Source organism: Paenibacillus plantarum, assembly GCF_013141695.1.
In the GTDB taxonomy this organism is placed as follows: Bacteria; Bacillota; Bacilli; order Paenibacillales; family NBRC-103111; genus Paenibacillus_E; species Paenibacillus_E plantarum.
Window position 1 is genome coordinate 97,269 of sequence record NZ_WHNY01000006.1, and the last position, 14,232, is coordinate 111,500.

The window sequence follows — 14,232 nt, forward strand, 5'->3', positions numbered from 1 at the left end:
GCAACATTTAACTGGAGGTTTTCCAGTTAAATACAATTCTAAGCAAAAATCACGAAAATTAAATGTAGTTTTTACAGTTATTCGACTTCGTGAGTACAAGTGATCGAAAGTACAAGCAATGGCTTCCCTAGCCGCCACTCAAAAGAAAAACCGCACAGCGCTGCTACTTCGCAGCCTGCGCGGCGTAAATCAGAGCCTCGCGCTCATTCGGGATTTCCCCGAGAGCCGCTCGCTCGAGCAGATCCTGCAGCAGCCTGCCCATCCATGGGCCGGGCTGCCGATCAAGGGCCGCCGCCACATCCTGGCCGGATATGGCGAGTTCCTTCAGGCTGAAGCAGGGGACCTCCTTCAGCCAATCCTCCCCGCGCCGCAATAACTCCGGCGCCGTCTGGGTCAAGAAGCGCGCCAAACCGCCGCGCTTCCCTTCCACCTGCGGCAGCTCGCGCAGCAGCCGCAATAACGCGCAGGCTGCGGCTTCGCCGCGGCGCACCGCGCCAAGCTTCCAGACCCGCTCCAGCGGAGCCGGGTCATCCACTTGGGCCTGCGCAGCGACAGCATCGCGCAGAGCAAGCACTTCCGCGACCGCTGCGCCATCCACGCGGGAGAACGTCAGCTCCTGGAGCGCCGCGCGGACGACGTCCGCTGGCACCTCCAGGAGCATCAGCAGCATGGCCCAGCGGTCATGCTGCCCCTCCAGCGCGCTGACAGCGTCCAGCGCGTCGTCCCAGGCGAGCCAAGCCTCAAAAGGCAGCGGCAGCTGCTTTTTGAGGTAGGCCAGCAGGCCGCTCGCCAGCAGTAGCCGCACAGCCCGCGCAGGGGCTGGGCCTTCAACCATGCGCTGCAGCTCGCTGCGCACGCGCTCCATCGCAATATGGCGCAGCAGTGGGGCATTCGCCAGCAGCGCTTGCCAAGTGCTAGCCTCGATCTCGAGACCGTAGGTCGAGGCGAAACGAATGCAGCGAAGCATGCGCAGCGCATCTTCGCCAAAGCGCTCTTCCGCAATACCTACGCAGCGGAGCACGCCAGCGGCCAAATCCGCTTGTCCATCATAAGGATCCTGAAGAACGCCAGCTACATCCATTGCCATCGCGTTCATCGTGAAATCCCTTCGCCTCAAATCCTCGGTTAAATCCGAAATATAGGCAACAGAGGCAGGACGACGAAAACCTTCGTACGCTGCCTCCTTACGGAAGGTCGTTACCTCATAGGCTCCTTGAGCTATCAGAACGGTCACAGTGCCATGTTGGAGTCCCGTTGGCACCGTCCTCTGAAAAATTCCAATAACCTGCTCTGGTAGCGCAGAGGTGGCGATATCAATGTCTTTGATCGGTCGTCCCAGCACAGCATCACGTACACAACCACCGACATAATAGGCCTCATAACCAGCTTCCATGAGCGTCGTTAATACCTCCGAAGCACCTGGATCATACATTCCCTTACCAGCATCCAACTTAATTCTCCTATCCAGTTAGCATCCTTATTGACACGAAGATGCTGAAATGCGATGTGATTCAGGGAGTTCCCGTCCTAACACGCGATAGTAAATCTCCTCGTATTGAACAGTTGTAATATCATTACAGAACGTATACCGCGCACGGTTCAAACAATTCTGTGCCATTTGTTCATACATCACTTGATTTTTCAAAAGATTAATTGCATAGTCGGCCATTTGCTCCGTATCACCGACTTCGGCTAGAAATCCAGTTTCACCATGCGTAATCAACTCAGGAATTCCACCTGCATTGGATCCAATCGTTGGCACACCGCAAGCCATAGCTTCAAGTGCTACAAGTCCGAAGCTTTCTTTCTCAGAAGGCAGCAGCATGAGGTCTGCGAGTGAAATAACTTGAGCCACATCATCCTGCTTACCGCAGAACGTCACTTTATCCGTGAGACCCATTTCCTTCACCTTCGAAATCATTTTCGAAAGATCTGGTCCTTCCCCAACGAATAGAAGTCGGGACGGCACTTCTTTGCTGACTTTTGCGAAAATATCCACAACATCCTGGACCCGTTTCACAGGTCGGAAATTGGAAATATGAATTAGAATTTTCTCATCTGGCCGCGCGAATTCGCCTCTTAGCTTCGATATATCTCGCGGGTAATACACCCGTTTATCTACAAAGTTATAAGTCAAATCAATATCACGATCAATAGCTAGCAATTCCCGTGTTTCTTTGATGAGATCCTTGGAAACTGCCGTTACAGCATCACTTTCATTGATGGCATAACGGATAAGATCCGAAATCGATTGATCCTGCCCTAATACGGTAATATCTGTTCCGTGAAGCGTAGTTACAACCTTGAGATTCGAACCTACCATTTGCTTTGCAAGCAATGCACAAACGGCGTGCGGGATCGCATAATGCACGTGGAGCAAATCAAGCTCTTCCATTTTGGCAACCTGAGCTAATTTACTAGCGAGCGATAGATCATATGGCGGATAGCGGAAGACGTAATATTGGCTAACTTCCACTTCATGATAATAAATATTTTTATGAAATTTGCCTAATCGAAACGGCATGCTATGTGTAATAAAGTGAACCTCGTGCCCTTTTTCAGCTAACAGCTTTCCAAGCTCAGTCGCTACTACACCTGATCCGCCAAGTGTTGGGTAACACGTAATACCAATTTTTAATTTGTCTTTCATTTCTCACACCTCTTTCCGATCAATCAAAATGTTCTATCACCAAGGGGAGTTTGGAAACGAACCCTTCCGCGTACGTCAGTTGACGCTTCTGACCCATGAGTCGATCACGAGCTTCTACACGTTCGACATAACCTTGATTGAGTGGCGTCGCAACGGTGCCCGTACCCGTTACAAATTGTGACTGGTACGCACGCAGTGCTGCCATTTTGATATCATAAGTATTTGTTACATCTATAATTACATCAGCTTCATACACATCATTAATAAAATAAAAAAGTAGTTGCTCCACATTCACAGCATCTGTGTCTGGCAAATATTTACGCAACTTCGCATTAAAAACAGCTTCCTGCACGAGCATTGAACAGGCAATATGATCAGGGTGACGATCTTGCCAATACGGTGCGAACACAATGCGAGGACGAAACTTCCTGATAACTTGTGTAATCCGTTCGATATGATCCGCCGTGACAAATAACCCTCGATCTGGCAGTCCCAAATTCGTACGTGCTGCTACCCCTAGTATTTTCGCTGCTTCCGCAGCTTCTTCTAGTCTATTTTCAACCGTCCCATTTGAGGACATTTCGGCATAGGTCAATTCACAAAGCCCAACACGAAGTCCACGCTGTGTATGTTTGGCTATGGTTGCGCCCATCCCAATTTCAGCGTCGTCTGCATGGGCACCAAATATAAGAATATCTAATTGTTCACTCATCTTATTCAATACCTGGTTTATATTTATGTACGAGTTCTCGCCAAGCAAAATCCCCACGATCCAACGCTCTTACAAGCAACTCAGCAGTCGCAATATTCGTAGCGCATGGAATTCCCTGCACATCGCACAAACGAAGCAGAGCGATAATATCAGGCTCGTGTGGTTGAGCCATCAATGGATCACGCAAGAAGATGATCAAATCCATCTCATTTTTGGCAACCAGCGCCCCAATCTGCTGATCGCCACCAAGTGGCCCTGACATAAATCGATGAATATTCAATTTCGTATTTGCCATGATTCTCGTGCCTGTCGTGCCCGTTGCATATAGTTTGTGACCCTCGAAAACATGCTCATAAGCCGTTACGAAATTCACCATCTCATCTTTTTTTCGATCATGGGCAATAAGTGCGATGCTTAACATCTGACTTCCACTCTCCTAGGGGGTCTCTAATCTATAAAATGCTCAAAACCATAAATCATTCCGGTATAGGTCATAACTTTACGAACCGCTATCGCTACACCTGGCATATAAGCTGCACGATCATAAGAGTCATGTCGAATTTTAAGCGCTTGACCTTGTTCGGCCATAATAACTTCTTGTTGTGCAAATACACCTGGCAGACGCACACTATGTATTCTGAATCCATTGTAATACCCACCGCGGGAACCTTCAATTGTTTCTTCTTCTTTCGGATTACCTTGTTTAATTTCTTCGCGTACTTCTGAAATGAGCTCAGCGGTTTTGACAGCTGTTCCGGACGGCGCATCCAGCTTTTGATCACCGTGATATTCGATAATTTCCAGATGCGGGAAATATTTCGAAGCTTGGGCAGCGAACCTCATCATGAGAATAGCTCCAATGGAGAAATTTGGTGCAATTAACCCACCAATATTGTTGTCTCGGCATAGCATGTCCAAATCAGCAATAGCTTGAGGGGTGAATCCCGTTGTTCCCATCACGGGACGTATCCCTAAGCGAATTGCAAGATTGGTATGTGAAACCGCTGTTTGCGGTCCTGTAAAATCAACTAACACATCTGGTTTGGATTGGGTTAAAACCTTTTCGATGTCGTTACCCATTAGAATCCCACAGTCATCCATACCAACCATTCTTCCAAGATCAATGGGGCCAGAGGTACGACTTACTCCTGCTACTAACTCCATATCTGACTCACGCAGAACGGTCTTGACGACCTCCCGCCCCATTCTTCCACTTGCTCCGATAACTGCTACTCGTATTCTACGCTCCATTTTGTGATGATCTCCTTTATCTATGTTTCGGGCCTAACTCTGTTTCCATTTTGACCTTGTAGATTGTGGCGTGCTGCTTTGCAAGCTCATTATGCGGCTCTAGACGTACAGCCTCCATAACGGTTTGATAAGCTCTGGTATAATCCTTACGCATGGCGAAGGCTTCACCTAGAATAAGATACGCTTCAATGGCTAGCGGATCAAGCACTATCGCTTCTTTTAGCAGAAATATAGCGCGCTCCGGATGAGCAGACGGATTCGTAAGCTGCCTTCTGGCTTGTTCGACGAGCTCACGTGCATTCAACACTTGCAAATGAAAGCGAAATGCCTCATTCGCCGGATCTAGATCAATCGCTTTTGATGCATGTTCCACCGCTTTGATTAGCTTATTACTTCTCGCAAAAGTAATGGAAAGTTTGTGATGATAGGCAGCATTGTTTGGTTCTTCAGCTATTGCTTTTTCAAACCATTCAATGGCCTTTTCAAAATCATGCCCAAGTATGGATTCGTATGCTTTTTGTATTTGATTTTCTCCATTCATCTGCCCATCCTCCTTTGCCATTAACGGTTTTCCCGATTCATGGGGATGGTTTAGTTTATGAAGATCAATTCGTTTCGGTGTTTATTTTAGTCCAACGCCCTGCATCACGGGTATTGAATTTATGCATGATTTTGTCATGCGCTTCGGTCAGATCAATGCCAAGTGAATTCGCAAAGCAGATCGTAATGAATAAAATATCACCAAGCTCCAACTCGATTGAATTGTCCGCTTCTGTACTTTTTTTCGGTTTTTCACCGTAAGAATGATTCACCTCACGTGCTAATTCACCAACTTCTTCAGACATTCTAGCCAGCATAGAAAGAGGACTGAAATATCCTTCCTTGAACTGGGAAATATAAGTATCAACCTCTTGTTGCAGGTCTTTAAGTGTACGTTCTGACATTGGCATCCTTCTTTCTATCCTCTTCACAAAGGTTATCCTCCTTATGTTAAACTAAACGAGAAAAGTTGACAAATTTTTTTAGACAAGGCAAGCATATTAGGCATGGAGGAATTTACATGATATTTAAAGAAAGGTTCCAAGATCAATTTCTCAATGTATTGGGAATCTTGATTGGAACAGCGATTTATGCGTTTGGTTTGCATTATTTTGTCATATCGAATGAGCTAATGGAAGGTGGATTAACCGGCATCTCTCTTTTACTCAAATACGTGCTTAATGTGCCACCCTCCATCTCCACCCTCGTATTTAATATTCCTTTATTTTACTTAGGCTGGCGGAATTTTGGTAAAGGTCCCATGCTGTACACGATTTTCGGCGTTATTTGCCTATCATTGTTTCTGTGGGTGATGGAATGGCTAATCCATATGGGCTGGATAGTACCTTTTCATACTACACAAGACTATTTTCTAGCAACCCTTTATGCTGGGATCACACTGGGCACGGGTCTTGGGCTTGTATTTCGATTTGGTGGAACAACAGGTGGTTCTGATATATTAGCTCGCATTGGTCATAAAAAGAGAGGCTGGAGTGTCGGACAAGTCATTCTTATCATTGATGTCGTCGTTATTGGCTCTTCTTTCATTTATCTCCCCAAAGAAAAGGTGCTCTATTCACTAGTAGCTGTATTCGTCACTTCACGGATTATTGATTACATATCAGAAGGCGCCTATGCAGCCAAAGCATTTACGATCATTAGTGAACAGCCCAATGTCTTAGCAGAATCTATCACCAAAGTTCTTGATCGCGGAGTAACGCTCTTCCCAGCACGAGGTGCGTATTCAGGAAACACGAAGGAAGTCGTTTATTGTGTCGTTTACCGGCATGAGACAAGACAATTACGAGAGTTAATTCACGCCGTTGATCCACGTGCTTTCATTATTGTTGGGGATGTTCATGAGGTCATCGGTGAAGGCTTTAAAACGAATTAATTTGTTAGTTGAATAAAAATAAAAAAAAGTGGGTTAAACAGCTCAACAGAGCTTGCTTAATCCACTTTTTCTCATCTATTTTCGCTTTCCTTTGTTTGCCTAACGGGAACGATATGTCGACCAGATTGGTACATTTGCCAACCAACATAGGATAAAACACCAATAATAATAACACCTATACTGAGTGACCAAATGATGGGATGATACGGATCCGTGAGAGGCACATAGGCCAGTGCATCTTTATGTTTCATAAAGATTTCATCCAGCACTTGGTTCAAATTCACGATCCCAGCTTCTAAAGGTCTAATAGGCATTGGTTTCGTATTCACATTCGTTCGAAGGTAGACGATTAAGGAATCTAACTTCTCAATGGATGAAGGATCACGACTAATGATTAACGAGGGATGAATAATGGCGATATGTTGTGATAACTTACCAAATTCTTCTATTGCTTCTTGCTGTTTATTAGCCTTAACTTGCTGACTTAACATTTCACTATCATTTTGCAGAACCTTATAGTATTGCAGCCACATCGGCTGGTTCTTATGAGAAAGCGCATCTGTTGCTAGACGAATTTTGGCAACAGCTACTTGTCCATCAGTTGGTGAGTAATTGACCGCATTATAAACCCGTTTCGCATCAGTGATGGTTGCAGTCAAAGCATTCAATCCCTCAATGGACGTAATTCCTTCAAATGAAATTTTCGGAATTTGATCTGATAATTGAATCAACTTATTTCTGGCCTCAACTACTTGTCCAGACATCGTAAATGTATACATCTCTTCGGCAATCTGATTTAAAAACGAAATCCGCTCTACTTGAACTGGGTCTATAGGTTTACTAGCTTGTCCAACTGTATGTTGATTGGTACCGCAAGCTGCAAGTAAACAAAGAACTAGGCCGAGTAAGATCGTCACCGCTATCCCTCTTATCGTTCTATCGAAAAACATGGGACATCCCCTCCTTCACCATCATCATATGGAGGTTCGTCCCGCTTTAGACCATCAGGTATTAGCTTTCAACATTTTTTTCTCTCTTACCAATAAACACGTAATCGCAATCCAGATTCCAATGATACTCAAACATATCGTGAAGAATTGAATCGTTCCCAAATAGGGATGCAACTCGCGTTGGAGTCTTGGGAAAACTCCTCTTTCATAGTCCATGAAATCATTCCAAAATGTCCAGATTGCCACCAGTACAATGGCAGGCAAGCGGAATGAAAACCAACGAACAAATAACAGCGCTTCCACGGCCATTGCCAAATGAGACGCGGTCAGCATCCATCCATCCCATCCAACAGCTGCCCCATGCCAAGCTCCAGCCCAGATCATCGTAACTGCCCAGATCCCATATTTAAATGATGTGATAAGCCCGAAAGCTTCAACAAAGCCGCGAATAGCCCTATACAGCTTACTCGTTGGTTTGGTGAGGGACCGATCGACAATCAAGTAACCCACAGAAAGGGTGAAAAATAAACTGGCAGTCGGACTATCTGGTACAAAAAACACATACCATACCGGATTCTCCGCAATGGTGTCTACCATTTGAAGCCAATACCACTCATAGCCATATATGGTACCTAGTAAATTGCTAATAAAAAGCAACCATAGCATTCTCTTACTAAGTAAGAAGTCTCTGCTCCACCAATAGGATACGGACAAGTTGGTCCCTCCTTTAGAATCAAGTTTGATATGTAGACCATCTAAAATTTTCAAAAAAAACCTGATCACTTTCGCGACCAGGTTCACATTTTATTGAGTTTTTTGTTTCGATAACCACTCAGCTAATTTATCAATATCGGCATCTGTTAAGCCTTTATCGATATTAGGCTTATACATAGCAGGCATGTTGCCTTTACCATTTTTGATAATGCCCATAATGTCATCTTTCGTGTGTCCATCGCCTACACCTAACAAAGCGGGTACACCAGAAGCTGGCATTCCTTTAAGCTGTGCACCGTGACATGCTAAGCAAGTTGCTTTTGCATAAATCGCAGCACCTGGGTCATCAGCAGCAACAATTGCAGCTGCTTTCTTCGTTTCTTTCTTCGCACCTTCGCCACCTTTGTTAGCGTTCATTTCTTCTTCACGCTTGATGTGCTCTGGAATGATGTTTTTCTCTTTAAGCTCAACTTGATAGTGAGACCAAGATGTGTACGTAAGGTATGTACAAGCAATCAAAGATAAAATCATTAGGCTTGAAGCAATTGGTCTTCTGTAGAAGCGACGTTCTTTACCTGTATCCAAGAATGGAGCCAGTAATAATCCGCCGAAAAGTAAACCTGGTACTACAACCGCTCCAAGAACTACATAATCACCCGATGTATAAGGGTATTTCAGCAATTGATACATGAACAAGAAATACCAGTCAGGCATCGGAATAAATGCTGTGTTCTTCGGATCCGCAGGATAACCTAACGGAGCTGGGTCGGACATAACTAGAACTAGCATACCGACCAAGACAACGACACCAACCATCCATTCTTTTAACAAGAAGTTTGGAATGAAGGCTTCTGATTTACCTGGGTAAGCAGAGTAATCTCTAGGAATTAGTCGTTGTTCTTGCGTTTTCTTAATTACGCGGGAATCCCCTACGTAAACGATTTTTTCATCAGACTTATGACCATGCGCCACGCTATTCGCCCCTCCCTAAATTATAGCGGTCCGGAAATACCTTGTTTGCGAATCATGAAGAAGTGTCCGGCAAGCAAAGCGAGCAGAACGCCAGGCAGGAAGAACACATGAATAGCAAAGAACCGTGTTAGTGTTTGAGCACCAACAATGCTTCCGCCTTGCAGCAATGTTTCGATGTACGGTCCAGCGAATGGTACCGATGCTGCAATTTTCATACCTACTTGTGTTGCAAAGTAAGCTTTGTTATCCCATGGAAGCAGGTATCCCGTAAAACCAAGACCTAACATAACGAAGAAAATGAGCATGCCTACAACCCAGTTCATTTCACGTGGAGCTTTGTAAGATCCTGTGAAGAACACGCGCAGGGTATGTAAGAACATCATTACGATAACTAAACTAGCTCCCCAGTGGTGCATACCTCTGACGATAACACCGAAAGCTACTTTATGTTGTAGGTAATCAACACTTGCATAAGCATTGATAATATCAGGTGTGTAATACATAGTAAGGAACATACCTGACAAAATTTGAATTACTGTGATGAAAAACGTCAATCCGCCAAAACAATAAACGAATGCGGAAAAGTGATGAGCAGGGTTAACGTGTTCTGGCACCTCGTGATCCGCTACATCTCTCCACATAGGCGTAATATCAAGACGTTCGTCAATCCAGTTGTATACGTTTTTAAACATCTGATCGTGACGCCCCCTTATACTCTAGTGTTAGCATGCAGTTGTCCAACATACACGAAACCATTCTCTACTTTTGTTGTGTATTCGTCTAGCGGTTTAGGTGCTACAGCAAGGTTCTTGCCGTCTTGCGTATAATGCGCACCATGACATGGACAGAAATACTGATCTTTGTAAGCAGGGTTATCGTTCCAGTTAACCGTACAGCCGAGATGCTTACACGTCGGATTTAACGCGAATAGAGCACCTTTACTATCCTTGGAAATCCATGCTACGAGTTCAGCATCACTTTCGTACCAGCCATCTACCTGATGGACTTGGAACGTAAACGCTTGTGGAACATTCGTAATTTTACTTTCTTCGACAACTTTAACCCAGTCCGATGCTGCTTTAGGCTGAAGGACAGGATCAACGGCAAACCGAATCATCGGTATGATAATGCCGGCCCCCATGAATCCACCAGCGCCACCAAGGGTATAAGAAAGAAATTGTCGACGAGACATTTCGCGTTTGGTCCCGGGTTTCTTCCCATGCTGTTCTTCATTGTGATTGTTATGATCACTCATTCTCAGGTCTACCCTCCTACATTGGCCGAAGTCCGAACCCTCTCGGACATCAGCTACCTCTATCACGTGTCGTTCGACATTACACTACATAACTAGGACATTTCTAATAATAGCCTACGTCTACTAGGTCGTCAAGAATTCATAACTCCTTTTATTGGATTGAAATCTTCGCTTTCGGACAAATTTTAACGAAATTGTCACAACTTTTTGCAAGCCACATTCATCCATTACTACCCTTATCTTGCACATTTTTTTTCCATTAATACACGACTTCACCAAAGTTACTCAGGCAGGGTACCATAGTTGCTGAACTTGTTTGGAAATACCTGATCGAATTGCGTCTGATTGCTGCGCCCATTGCTCTTTATCGACAACGATCAACAAATCAGTTTCGGCTGATTTCCAGTGAATTGCTTCTGGATGCAAGGTTACTACGATTATGTAACGAAATCCACTTTTCTTCAATTGATGTACGATAGTCTCCACTTGCTCACTTGCACCCGTATCTGCTATGTAATGAAGAGCTGGATAAGTGACAACTCTGCCTTTGTAAGGAATCTCGATAATTTCCATGACATCACGGAGTCGCTCTAACACAGCCGTCACTTGCATCGGATCCTCGACCCCTGTCAACCCCGTCACAGGCAGAAGACACGTATCCAAGTAGGGTTTCAATTCCGTCCATTCTTGTGCAACAATTTCATTAAACTTCAAGGTGTAGCGCCTCCCTATCTTTTACCAAAAGAACATTCGCTATGTAGCGCAAGCTCAACTTGTACTAAGTACTTTAATCCGTCATCACCTAGCTGTCAATCAAGTATTCAGACTTCCTTATAAACATGGTATACACAGACAAAAAAGACATGGGATTGGTATCCTCATGTCTTTATGTTTACTTACTCATGCGCAGCTAATGATTACCCTAGTGATTGTAAAATCCTTAATTCAGACGTTAGCGCCAAAAAGGATGTCTGATCGCCTTTAGCAAGAGCGCTATCGATTTCCTTATAAAGATTTTCTTCTCTATATTTGCGTAAGGCATTATCCCAAATCATTTCCGCGAAAAGTGCCAGCAGCGCATCGTTAGATACATTCATTTTTCCCATGAGACCTACCTCCAAATGTTGTCCGCGGTTTGTCAGGAGCTTCTTTTTCGCAAAAATATATGTCTGCATATGGTGTACGCCAACCCGTTGTTATGCTCCTATTACATCATATTCACTAGCTAATTCAACGCTTCATTCAAAAGCCCGTTTGAACGGGAATGTGTTAATACCTAGATCAGAAGAGTACCACTTTATCTTCCTCTGCTAGACTAATTCCTCGAATCACTCTAGAGCCTAGCTTAGTGACCTGTATAACTGCCCCATACGTGTGATCTTCACCTATCCGGATCAAACCCATGTGCATCATCATTTGTATGATTCGCTGCTCGACAATGGATTCTGAACCATCATAGTAAAATGGTTTAACTAATTTACTAAACAAATCTACAATGGAAGCTATCGTCACCCACTGATCACAAAGCCGATCTAGCCAAACCGATATACTTTGTAGATTCGGAATCGGATTTTTGTAGAGCCTTAGCCAAAACGTGTACACATCCGTTACTGTTTCTTTCTTCCCTTCCAGTAATCGTGCCTTTCCTGCTTCTGTAAGGCGAAGCACCAGGTCATGCTCACTGATCAGTTGGTGGTAATAGCAATAGTCATAGATTAGTGAAAATCGATTCGGGTATTCCTTGAACATTCGTCCGTAACCGAATCGCCATGTCCCCTTAGCTACCAATCCCTCTTGAACAGATAAGATACTGAGGAGCTGACCAAGTTGTCTTTTGTACATAAAACCTTCTGCTGTTAATGGCATTTCTTGCTGAGCAATCGCGGTTAAGAAATGAAATATGTCGTCGACTAGAAGTGATTGTTCATCACGATATACCGTTGGTTCATCTGTTTTCACCAAATCTTGCTTAAATTGTTTCGCTAACACATCACCAAATCTTCGCTTTAAATCCGCTGGAACATGAAAAAGGTATTTGGTCTGTTGGGAGTGTCCGTTAAACAGCCATCCTAATTTTTTGAATTTCAAGATCATATCCCTTGGATTCCAATCTCCAGATGACTCTTCTTTCTGAAAACGTGACTGCTGGGCTCTAGCGATGAGTTCCTCCATACTAAACGAATTGCGAGGATCCGAGAGCAAGGAGTTGAGGAAGCGAGTGTTTTCCAAACTAAGACTTTGAATGTGTTTTTCGAATATGTCTTTGCGCATGGCCGTACTTAGGATCGATTGAATCAACTCATTCTTAGAATGACCATTGCACTCACACTCGTAGGTATGTGCAATTCGGCCTAATTCATGGATATCGGCATAGCTGAGCATATCCGCTAGGTTCATTTCCATCCTACATCTCCCATCTGGCGGAGCTTTCTACTCCGATGTTTCTAGTAACCATTATGGGATTTTTTCCCGAAAATATTCCGTAACAAACAAAAAAACATGACTCTATTGAGTCATGTTTACTTTCATACCATCGTTTCCGAGGTCGTCTGCAAATGGGTTAAACAATTATACAATTGAAGTTCCCATTGATCACTTTGTCGTAACAACAAGGTCAACGAAGTATTCTGCAGGAACTCCTCTTGATTCAATTTCAAAACACGAAGCACTTGAACAATAAAACCTCCATGAGAGATGAGCAAGATCTTCTTACCAGGGAACTGCTTCAAAATCTCTGTTTCAAGCTCCATCCATCTTGCCCAGAGATCGCTGTCCGATTCCTGACCCAAATCCTGAAGCTTCCAATCGGCTCCCCAGCGCTCTTCACGTTCAGCGACAGTAGTTCCTTCGACCAACCCGTATTTCCGCTCTCTCAAGCGTTTATCTGTGCGCAATAGAGGGATGCCAGACAGTGTGGAGATAATTTGCGCGGTTTCATTCGCTCGCTTCAAGTCACTGCTAATGATGCCATCCCAACTTTCCTGTGATAATCGCAGCCCAAGTAATCTTGCTTGCTCTCTGCCTTCATCCGTTAAATCTGTATCCAACTGCCCTTGCAGCTTGCCTAATCGATTCCACTCTGTGCTTCCGTGGCGTATAAACCCTATCGTTGTCATTCTTTTACCTCCAGCGCTAGAAATGCAAAATGCTCCACCAGGAGCATTAAGTTTTCGTTCTTGATAACCAATTCATAATAATAATGGTTGCTACTAGCCCAAGAAGCGATACGACTAATAAGTAATGGGGGTAAGAATGGATCGGTCCAACATGAAAACGTAAAGGTTCCATGAAACTAGGATTCAGACTGGCTACGGCATCACCCAACTTATGTCCATTCAAAGATTCTGTACCGCTAATTTTTAGCGCTTGTGGTGCTTCAAGATCGTAAAGTGAATTATCCGCGGAAGCCAATGTTGACTGTGGAGAACCATCATATACAATGGCGAATAAAAAGCTGAACACAAAAAGAGCTAGACAAAAAGCAATAACCGCCGTCAAATTTCGTCTTAATTTATAGGAAATCGAATACATCCGTTCGGATACTGGAATTCGCCAGGATTCATCCTCGTAAATTCGGCTCATAACTTTAGAGGAGACTATAGGCTCAAAGTCCGTCAGCTCCTCGTCAGTTGCAGCAGTGCGGATCAGAATCATGCTCTCTTCCCATATTTGAAATTCCTCTTTACAGGAGTCGCATGTTTCTAAATGCTTATCTACTGCTGCACGACGCAGGTCATCATTCGGCAAATCCCAATAGACTCCAAATAATTCCTGGATCTCACTACACTTCATCGC

The 14,232-nt window shown here is 44.3% G+C and carries 18 protein-coding genes; 1 reads left to right on the top strand and 17 read right to left on the bottom strand.

The window, feature by feature from the left end:
- Positions 1 to 163 precede the first annotated feature (163 nt).
- The 7 genes from GC096_RS02850 to GC096_RS02880 all read right to left on the bottom strand — a co-directional run bounded on the left by GC096_RS02850 (position 164) and on the right by GC096_RS02880 (position 5,557).
- Entirely contained in the window at positions 164 to 1,450 is a 1,287-nt protein-coding gene (locus GC096_RS02850) for a CCA tRNA nucleotidyltransferase (RefSeq protein WP_246302542.1), read from the bottom strand.
- A gap of 27 nt (positions 1,451 to 1,477) precedes the next feature.
- Complete coding sequence (bshA, locus tag GC096_RS02855) at positions 1,478 to 2,650, bottom strand: N-acetyl-alpha-D-glucosaminyl L-malate synthase BshA (protein WP_171628794.1); 1,173 nt, start codon at positions 2,648 to 2,650, stop codon at positions 1,478 to 1,480.
- A 19-nt stretch (positions 2,651 to 2,669) separates the two neighbouring features.
- Complete coding sequence (gene bshB1, locus GC096_RS02860; RefSeq protein WP_171628795.1) at positions 2,670 to 3,362, bottom strand: bacillithiol biosynthesis deacetylase BshB1; 693 nt, start codon at positions 3,360 to 3,362, stop codon at positions 2,670 to 2,672.
- A 1-nt stretch (position 3,363) separates the two neighbouring features.
- The gene (locus GC096_RS02865) at positions 3,364 to 3,783 is read right to left on the bottom strand and encodes a methylglyoxal synthase (protein ID WP_171628796.1); all 420 of its coding nucleotides are present in this window, start codon (positions 3,781 to 3,783) and stop codon (positions 3,364 to 3,366) included.
- 26 nt (positions 3,784 to 3,809) lie between these two features.
- Positions 3,810 to 4,613 carry a 4-hydroxy-tetrahydrodipicolinate reductase gene (dapB, locus tag GC096_RS02870; RefSeq protein ID WP_171628797.1) on the bottom strand — a complete coding sequence of 268 codons (804 nt, stop codon included), beginning with the start codon at positions 4,611 to 4,613 and terminating at the stop codon, positions 3,810 to 3,812.
- 16 nt (positions 4,614 to 4,629) lie between these two features.
- A complete protein-coding gene (locus GC096_RS02875) occupies positions 4,630 to 5,154 on the bottom strand; it encodes a tetratricopeptide repeat protein (protein WP_216626012.1) in 525 nt (174 codons plus the stop codon).
- A 64-nt stretch (positions 5,155 to 5,218) separates the two neighbouring features.
- Positions 5,219 to 5,557, bottom strand: coding sequence for a nucleotide pyrophosphohydrolase (locus GC096_RS02880; RefSeq protein ID WP_056616948.1), 339 nt, complete (start codon positions 5,555 to 5,557; stop codon positions 5,219 to 5,221).
- Between the two features lie 116 nt (positions 5,558 to 5,673).
- Here GC096_RS02880 and GC096_RS02885 point away from each other — a divergent pair, with 116 nt between their 5' ends.
- On the top strand, positions 5,674 to 6,546 hold the full coding sequence (locus tag GC096_RS02885) for a YitT family protein (protein WP_171628798.1): 873 nt from the start codon (positions 5,674 to 5,676) through the stop codon (positions 6,544 to 6,546).
- 71 nt (positions 6,547 to 6,617) lie between these two features.
- On the opposite strand, the gene GC096_RS02890 is transcribed toward GC096_RS02885, so the two are convergent.
- The 10 genes from GC096_RS02890 to GC096_RS02935 all read right to left on the bottom strand — a co-directional run bounded on the left by GC096_RS02890 (position 6,618) and on the right by GC096_RS02935 (position 14,229).
- Positions 6,618 to 7,496 carry a sporulation protein YpjB gene (locus tag GC096_RS02890; protein WP_171628799.1) on the bottom strand — a complete coding sequence of 293 codons (879 nt, stop codon included), beginning with the start codon at positions 7,494 to 7,496 and terminating at the stop codon, positions 6,618 to 6,620.
- A gap of 54 nt (positions 7,497 to 7,550) precedes the next feature.
- A complete protein-coding gene (locus tag GC096_RS02895) occupies positions 7,551 to 8,210 on the bottom strand; it encodes a DUF1405 domain-containing protein (protein WP_246302543.1) in 660 nt (219 codons plus the stop codon).
- Positions 8,211 to 8,300: 90 nt separating this feature from the next.
- The gene (locus GC096_RS02900) at positions 8,301 to 9,182 is read right to left on the bottom strand and encodes a c-type cytochrome (protein WP_171628800.1); all 882 of its coding nucleotides are present in this window, start codon (positions 9,180 to 9,182) and stop codon (positions 8,301 to 8,303) included.
- Between the two features lie 20 nt (positions 9,183 to 9,202).
- The gene (qcrB, locus tag GC096_RS02905; protein ID WP_028554311.1) at positions 9,203 to 9,874 is read right to left on the bottom strand and encodes a menaquinol-cytochrome c reductase cytochrome b subunit; all 672 of its coding nucleotides are present in this window, start codon (positions 9,872 to 9,874) and stop codon (positions 9,203 to 9,205) included.
- 17 nt (positions 9,875 to 9,891) lie between these two features.
- Positions 9,892 to 10,437: a Rieske (2Fe-2S) protein gene (locus GC096_RS02910; RefSeq protein ID WP_056614289.1), complete on the bottom strand. Its 546-nt coding sequence runs from the start codon at positions 10,435 to 10,437 to the stop codon at positions 9,892 to 9,894.
- Between the two features lie 285 nt (positions 10,438 to 10,722).
- A complete protein-coding gene (locus tag GC096_RS02915) occupies positions 10,723 to 11,151 on the bottom strand; it encodes a DUF2487 family protein (RefSeq protein ID WP_171628801.1) in 429 nt (142 codons plus the stop codon).
- A 203-nt stretch (positions 11,152 to 11,354) separates the two neighbouring features.
- Entirely contained in the window at positions 11,355 to 11,543 is a 189-nt protein-coding gene (locus GC096_RS02920) for an IDEAL domain-containing protein (RefSeq protein WP_056616951.1), read from the bottom strand.
- A gap of 175 nt (positions 11,544 to 11,718) precedes the next feature.
- A complete protein-coding gene (locus GC096_RS02925; RefSeq protein ID WP_171628881.1) occupies positions 11,719 to 12,834 on the bottom strand; it encodes a hypothetical protein in 1,116 nt (371 codons plus the stop codon).
- A 128-nt stretch (positions 12,835 to 12,962) separates the two neighbouring features.
- Positions 12,963 to 13,553 carry a histidine phosphatase family protein gene (locus tag GC096_RS02930; RefSeq protein WP_171628802.1) on the bottom strand — a complete coding sequence of 197 codons (591 nt, stop codon included), beginning with the start codon at positions 13,551 to 13,553 and terminating at the stop codon, positions 12,963 to 12,965.
- 46 nt (positions 13,554 to 13,599) lie between these two features.
- Positions 13,600 to 14,229 (bottom strand): anti-sigma factor family protein, encoded by a 630-nt coding sequence (locus GC096_RS02935; RefSeq protein WP_171628803.1) that lies wholly within the window; start codon positions 14,227 to 14,229, stop codon positions 13,600 to 13,602.
- Positions 14,230 to 14,232 lie beyond the last annotated feature (3 nt).

Excerpts from the sequence above, each read along its gene's own strand:
- bshA (WP_171628794.1), bottom strand. The coding sequence starts at position 2,650 with ATGAAAGACAAATTAAAAATTGGTATTACGTGTTACCCAACACTTGGC.
- bshB1 (WP_171628795.1), bottom strand. The coding sequence starts at position 3,362 with ATGAGTGAACAATTAGATATTCTTATATTTGGTGCCCATGCAGACGAC.
- GC096_RS02865 (WP_171628796.1), bottom strand. The coding sequence starts at position 3,783 with ATGTTAAGCATCGCACTTATTGCCCATGATCGAAAAAAAGATGAGATG.
- dapB (WP_171628797.1), bottom strand. The coding sequence starts at position 4,613 with ATGGAGCGTAGAATACGAGTAGCAGTTATCGGAGCAAGTGGAAGAATG.
- GC096_RS02875 (WP_216626012.1), bottom strand. The coding sequence starts at position 5,154 with ATGAATGGAGAAAATCAAATACAAAAAGCATACGAATCCATACTTGGG.
- GC096_RS02880 (WP_056616948.1), bottom strand. The coding sequence starts at position 5,557 with ATGTCAGAACGTACACTTAAAGACCTGCAACAAGAGGTTGATACTTAT.
- GC096_RS02885 (WP_171628798.1), top strand. The coding sequence starts at position 5,674 with ATGATATTTAAAGAAAGGTTCCAAGATCAATTTCTCAATGTATTGGGA.
- GC096_RS02890 (WP_171628799.1), bottom strand. The coding sequence starts at position 7,496 with ATGTTTTTCGATAGAACGATAAGAGGGATAGCGGTGACGATCTTACTC.
- qcrB (WP_028554311.1), bottom strand. The coding sequence starts at position 9,874 with ATGTTTAAAAACGTATACAACTGGATTGACGAACGTCTTGATATTACG.
- GC096_RS02910 (WP_056614289.1), bottom strand. The coding sequence starts at position 10,437 with ATGAGTGATCATAACAATCACAATGAAGAACAGCATGGGAAGAAACCC.
- GC096_RS02920 (WP_056616951.1), bottom strand. The coding sequence starts at position 11,543 with ATGGGAAAAATGAATGTATCTAACGATGCGCTGCTGGCACTTTTCGCG.
- GC096_RS02925 (WP_171628881.1), bottom strand. The coding sequence starts at position 12,834 with ATGAACCTAGCGGATATGCTCAGCTATGCCGATATCCATGAATTAGGC.
- GC096_RS02930 (WP_171628802.1), bottom strand. The coding sequence starts at position 13,553 with ATGACAACGATAGGGTTTATACGCCACGGAAGCACAGAGTGGAATCGA.
- GC096_RS02935 (WP_171628803.1), bottom strand. The coding sequence starts at position 14,229 with ATGAAGTGTAGTGAGATCCAGGAATTATTTGGAGTCTATTGGGATTTG.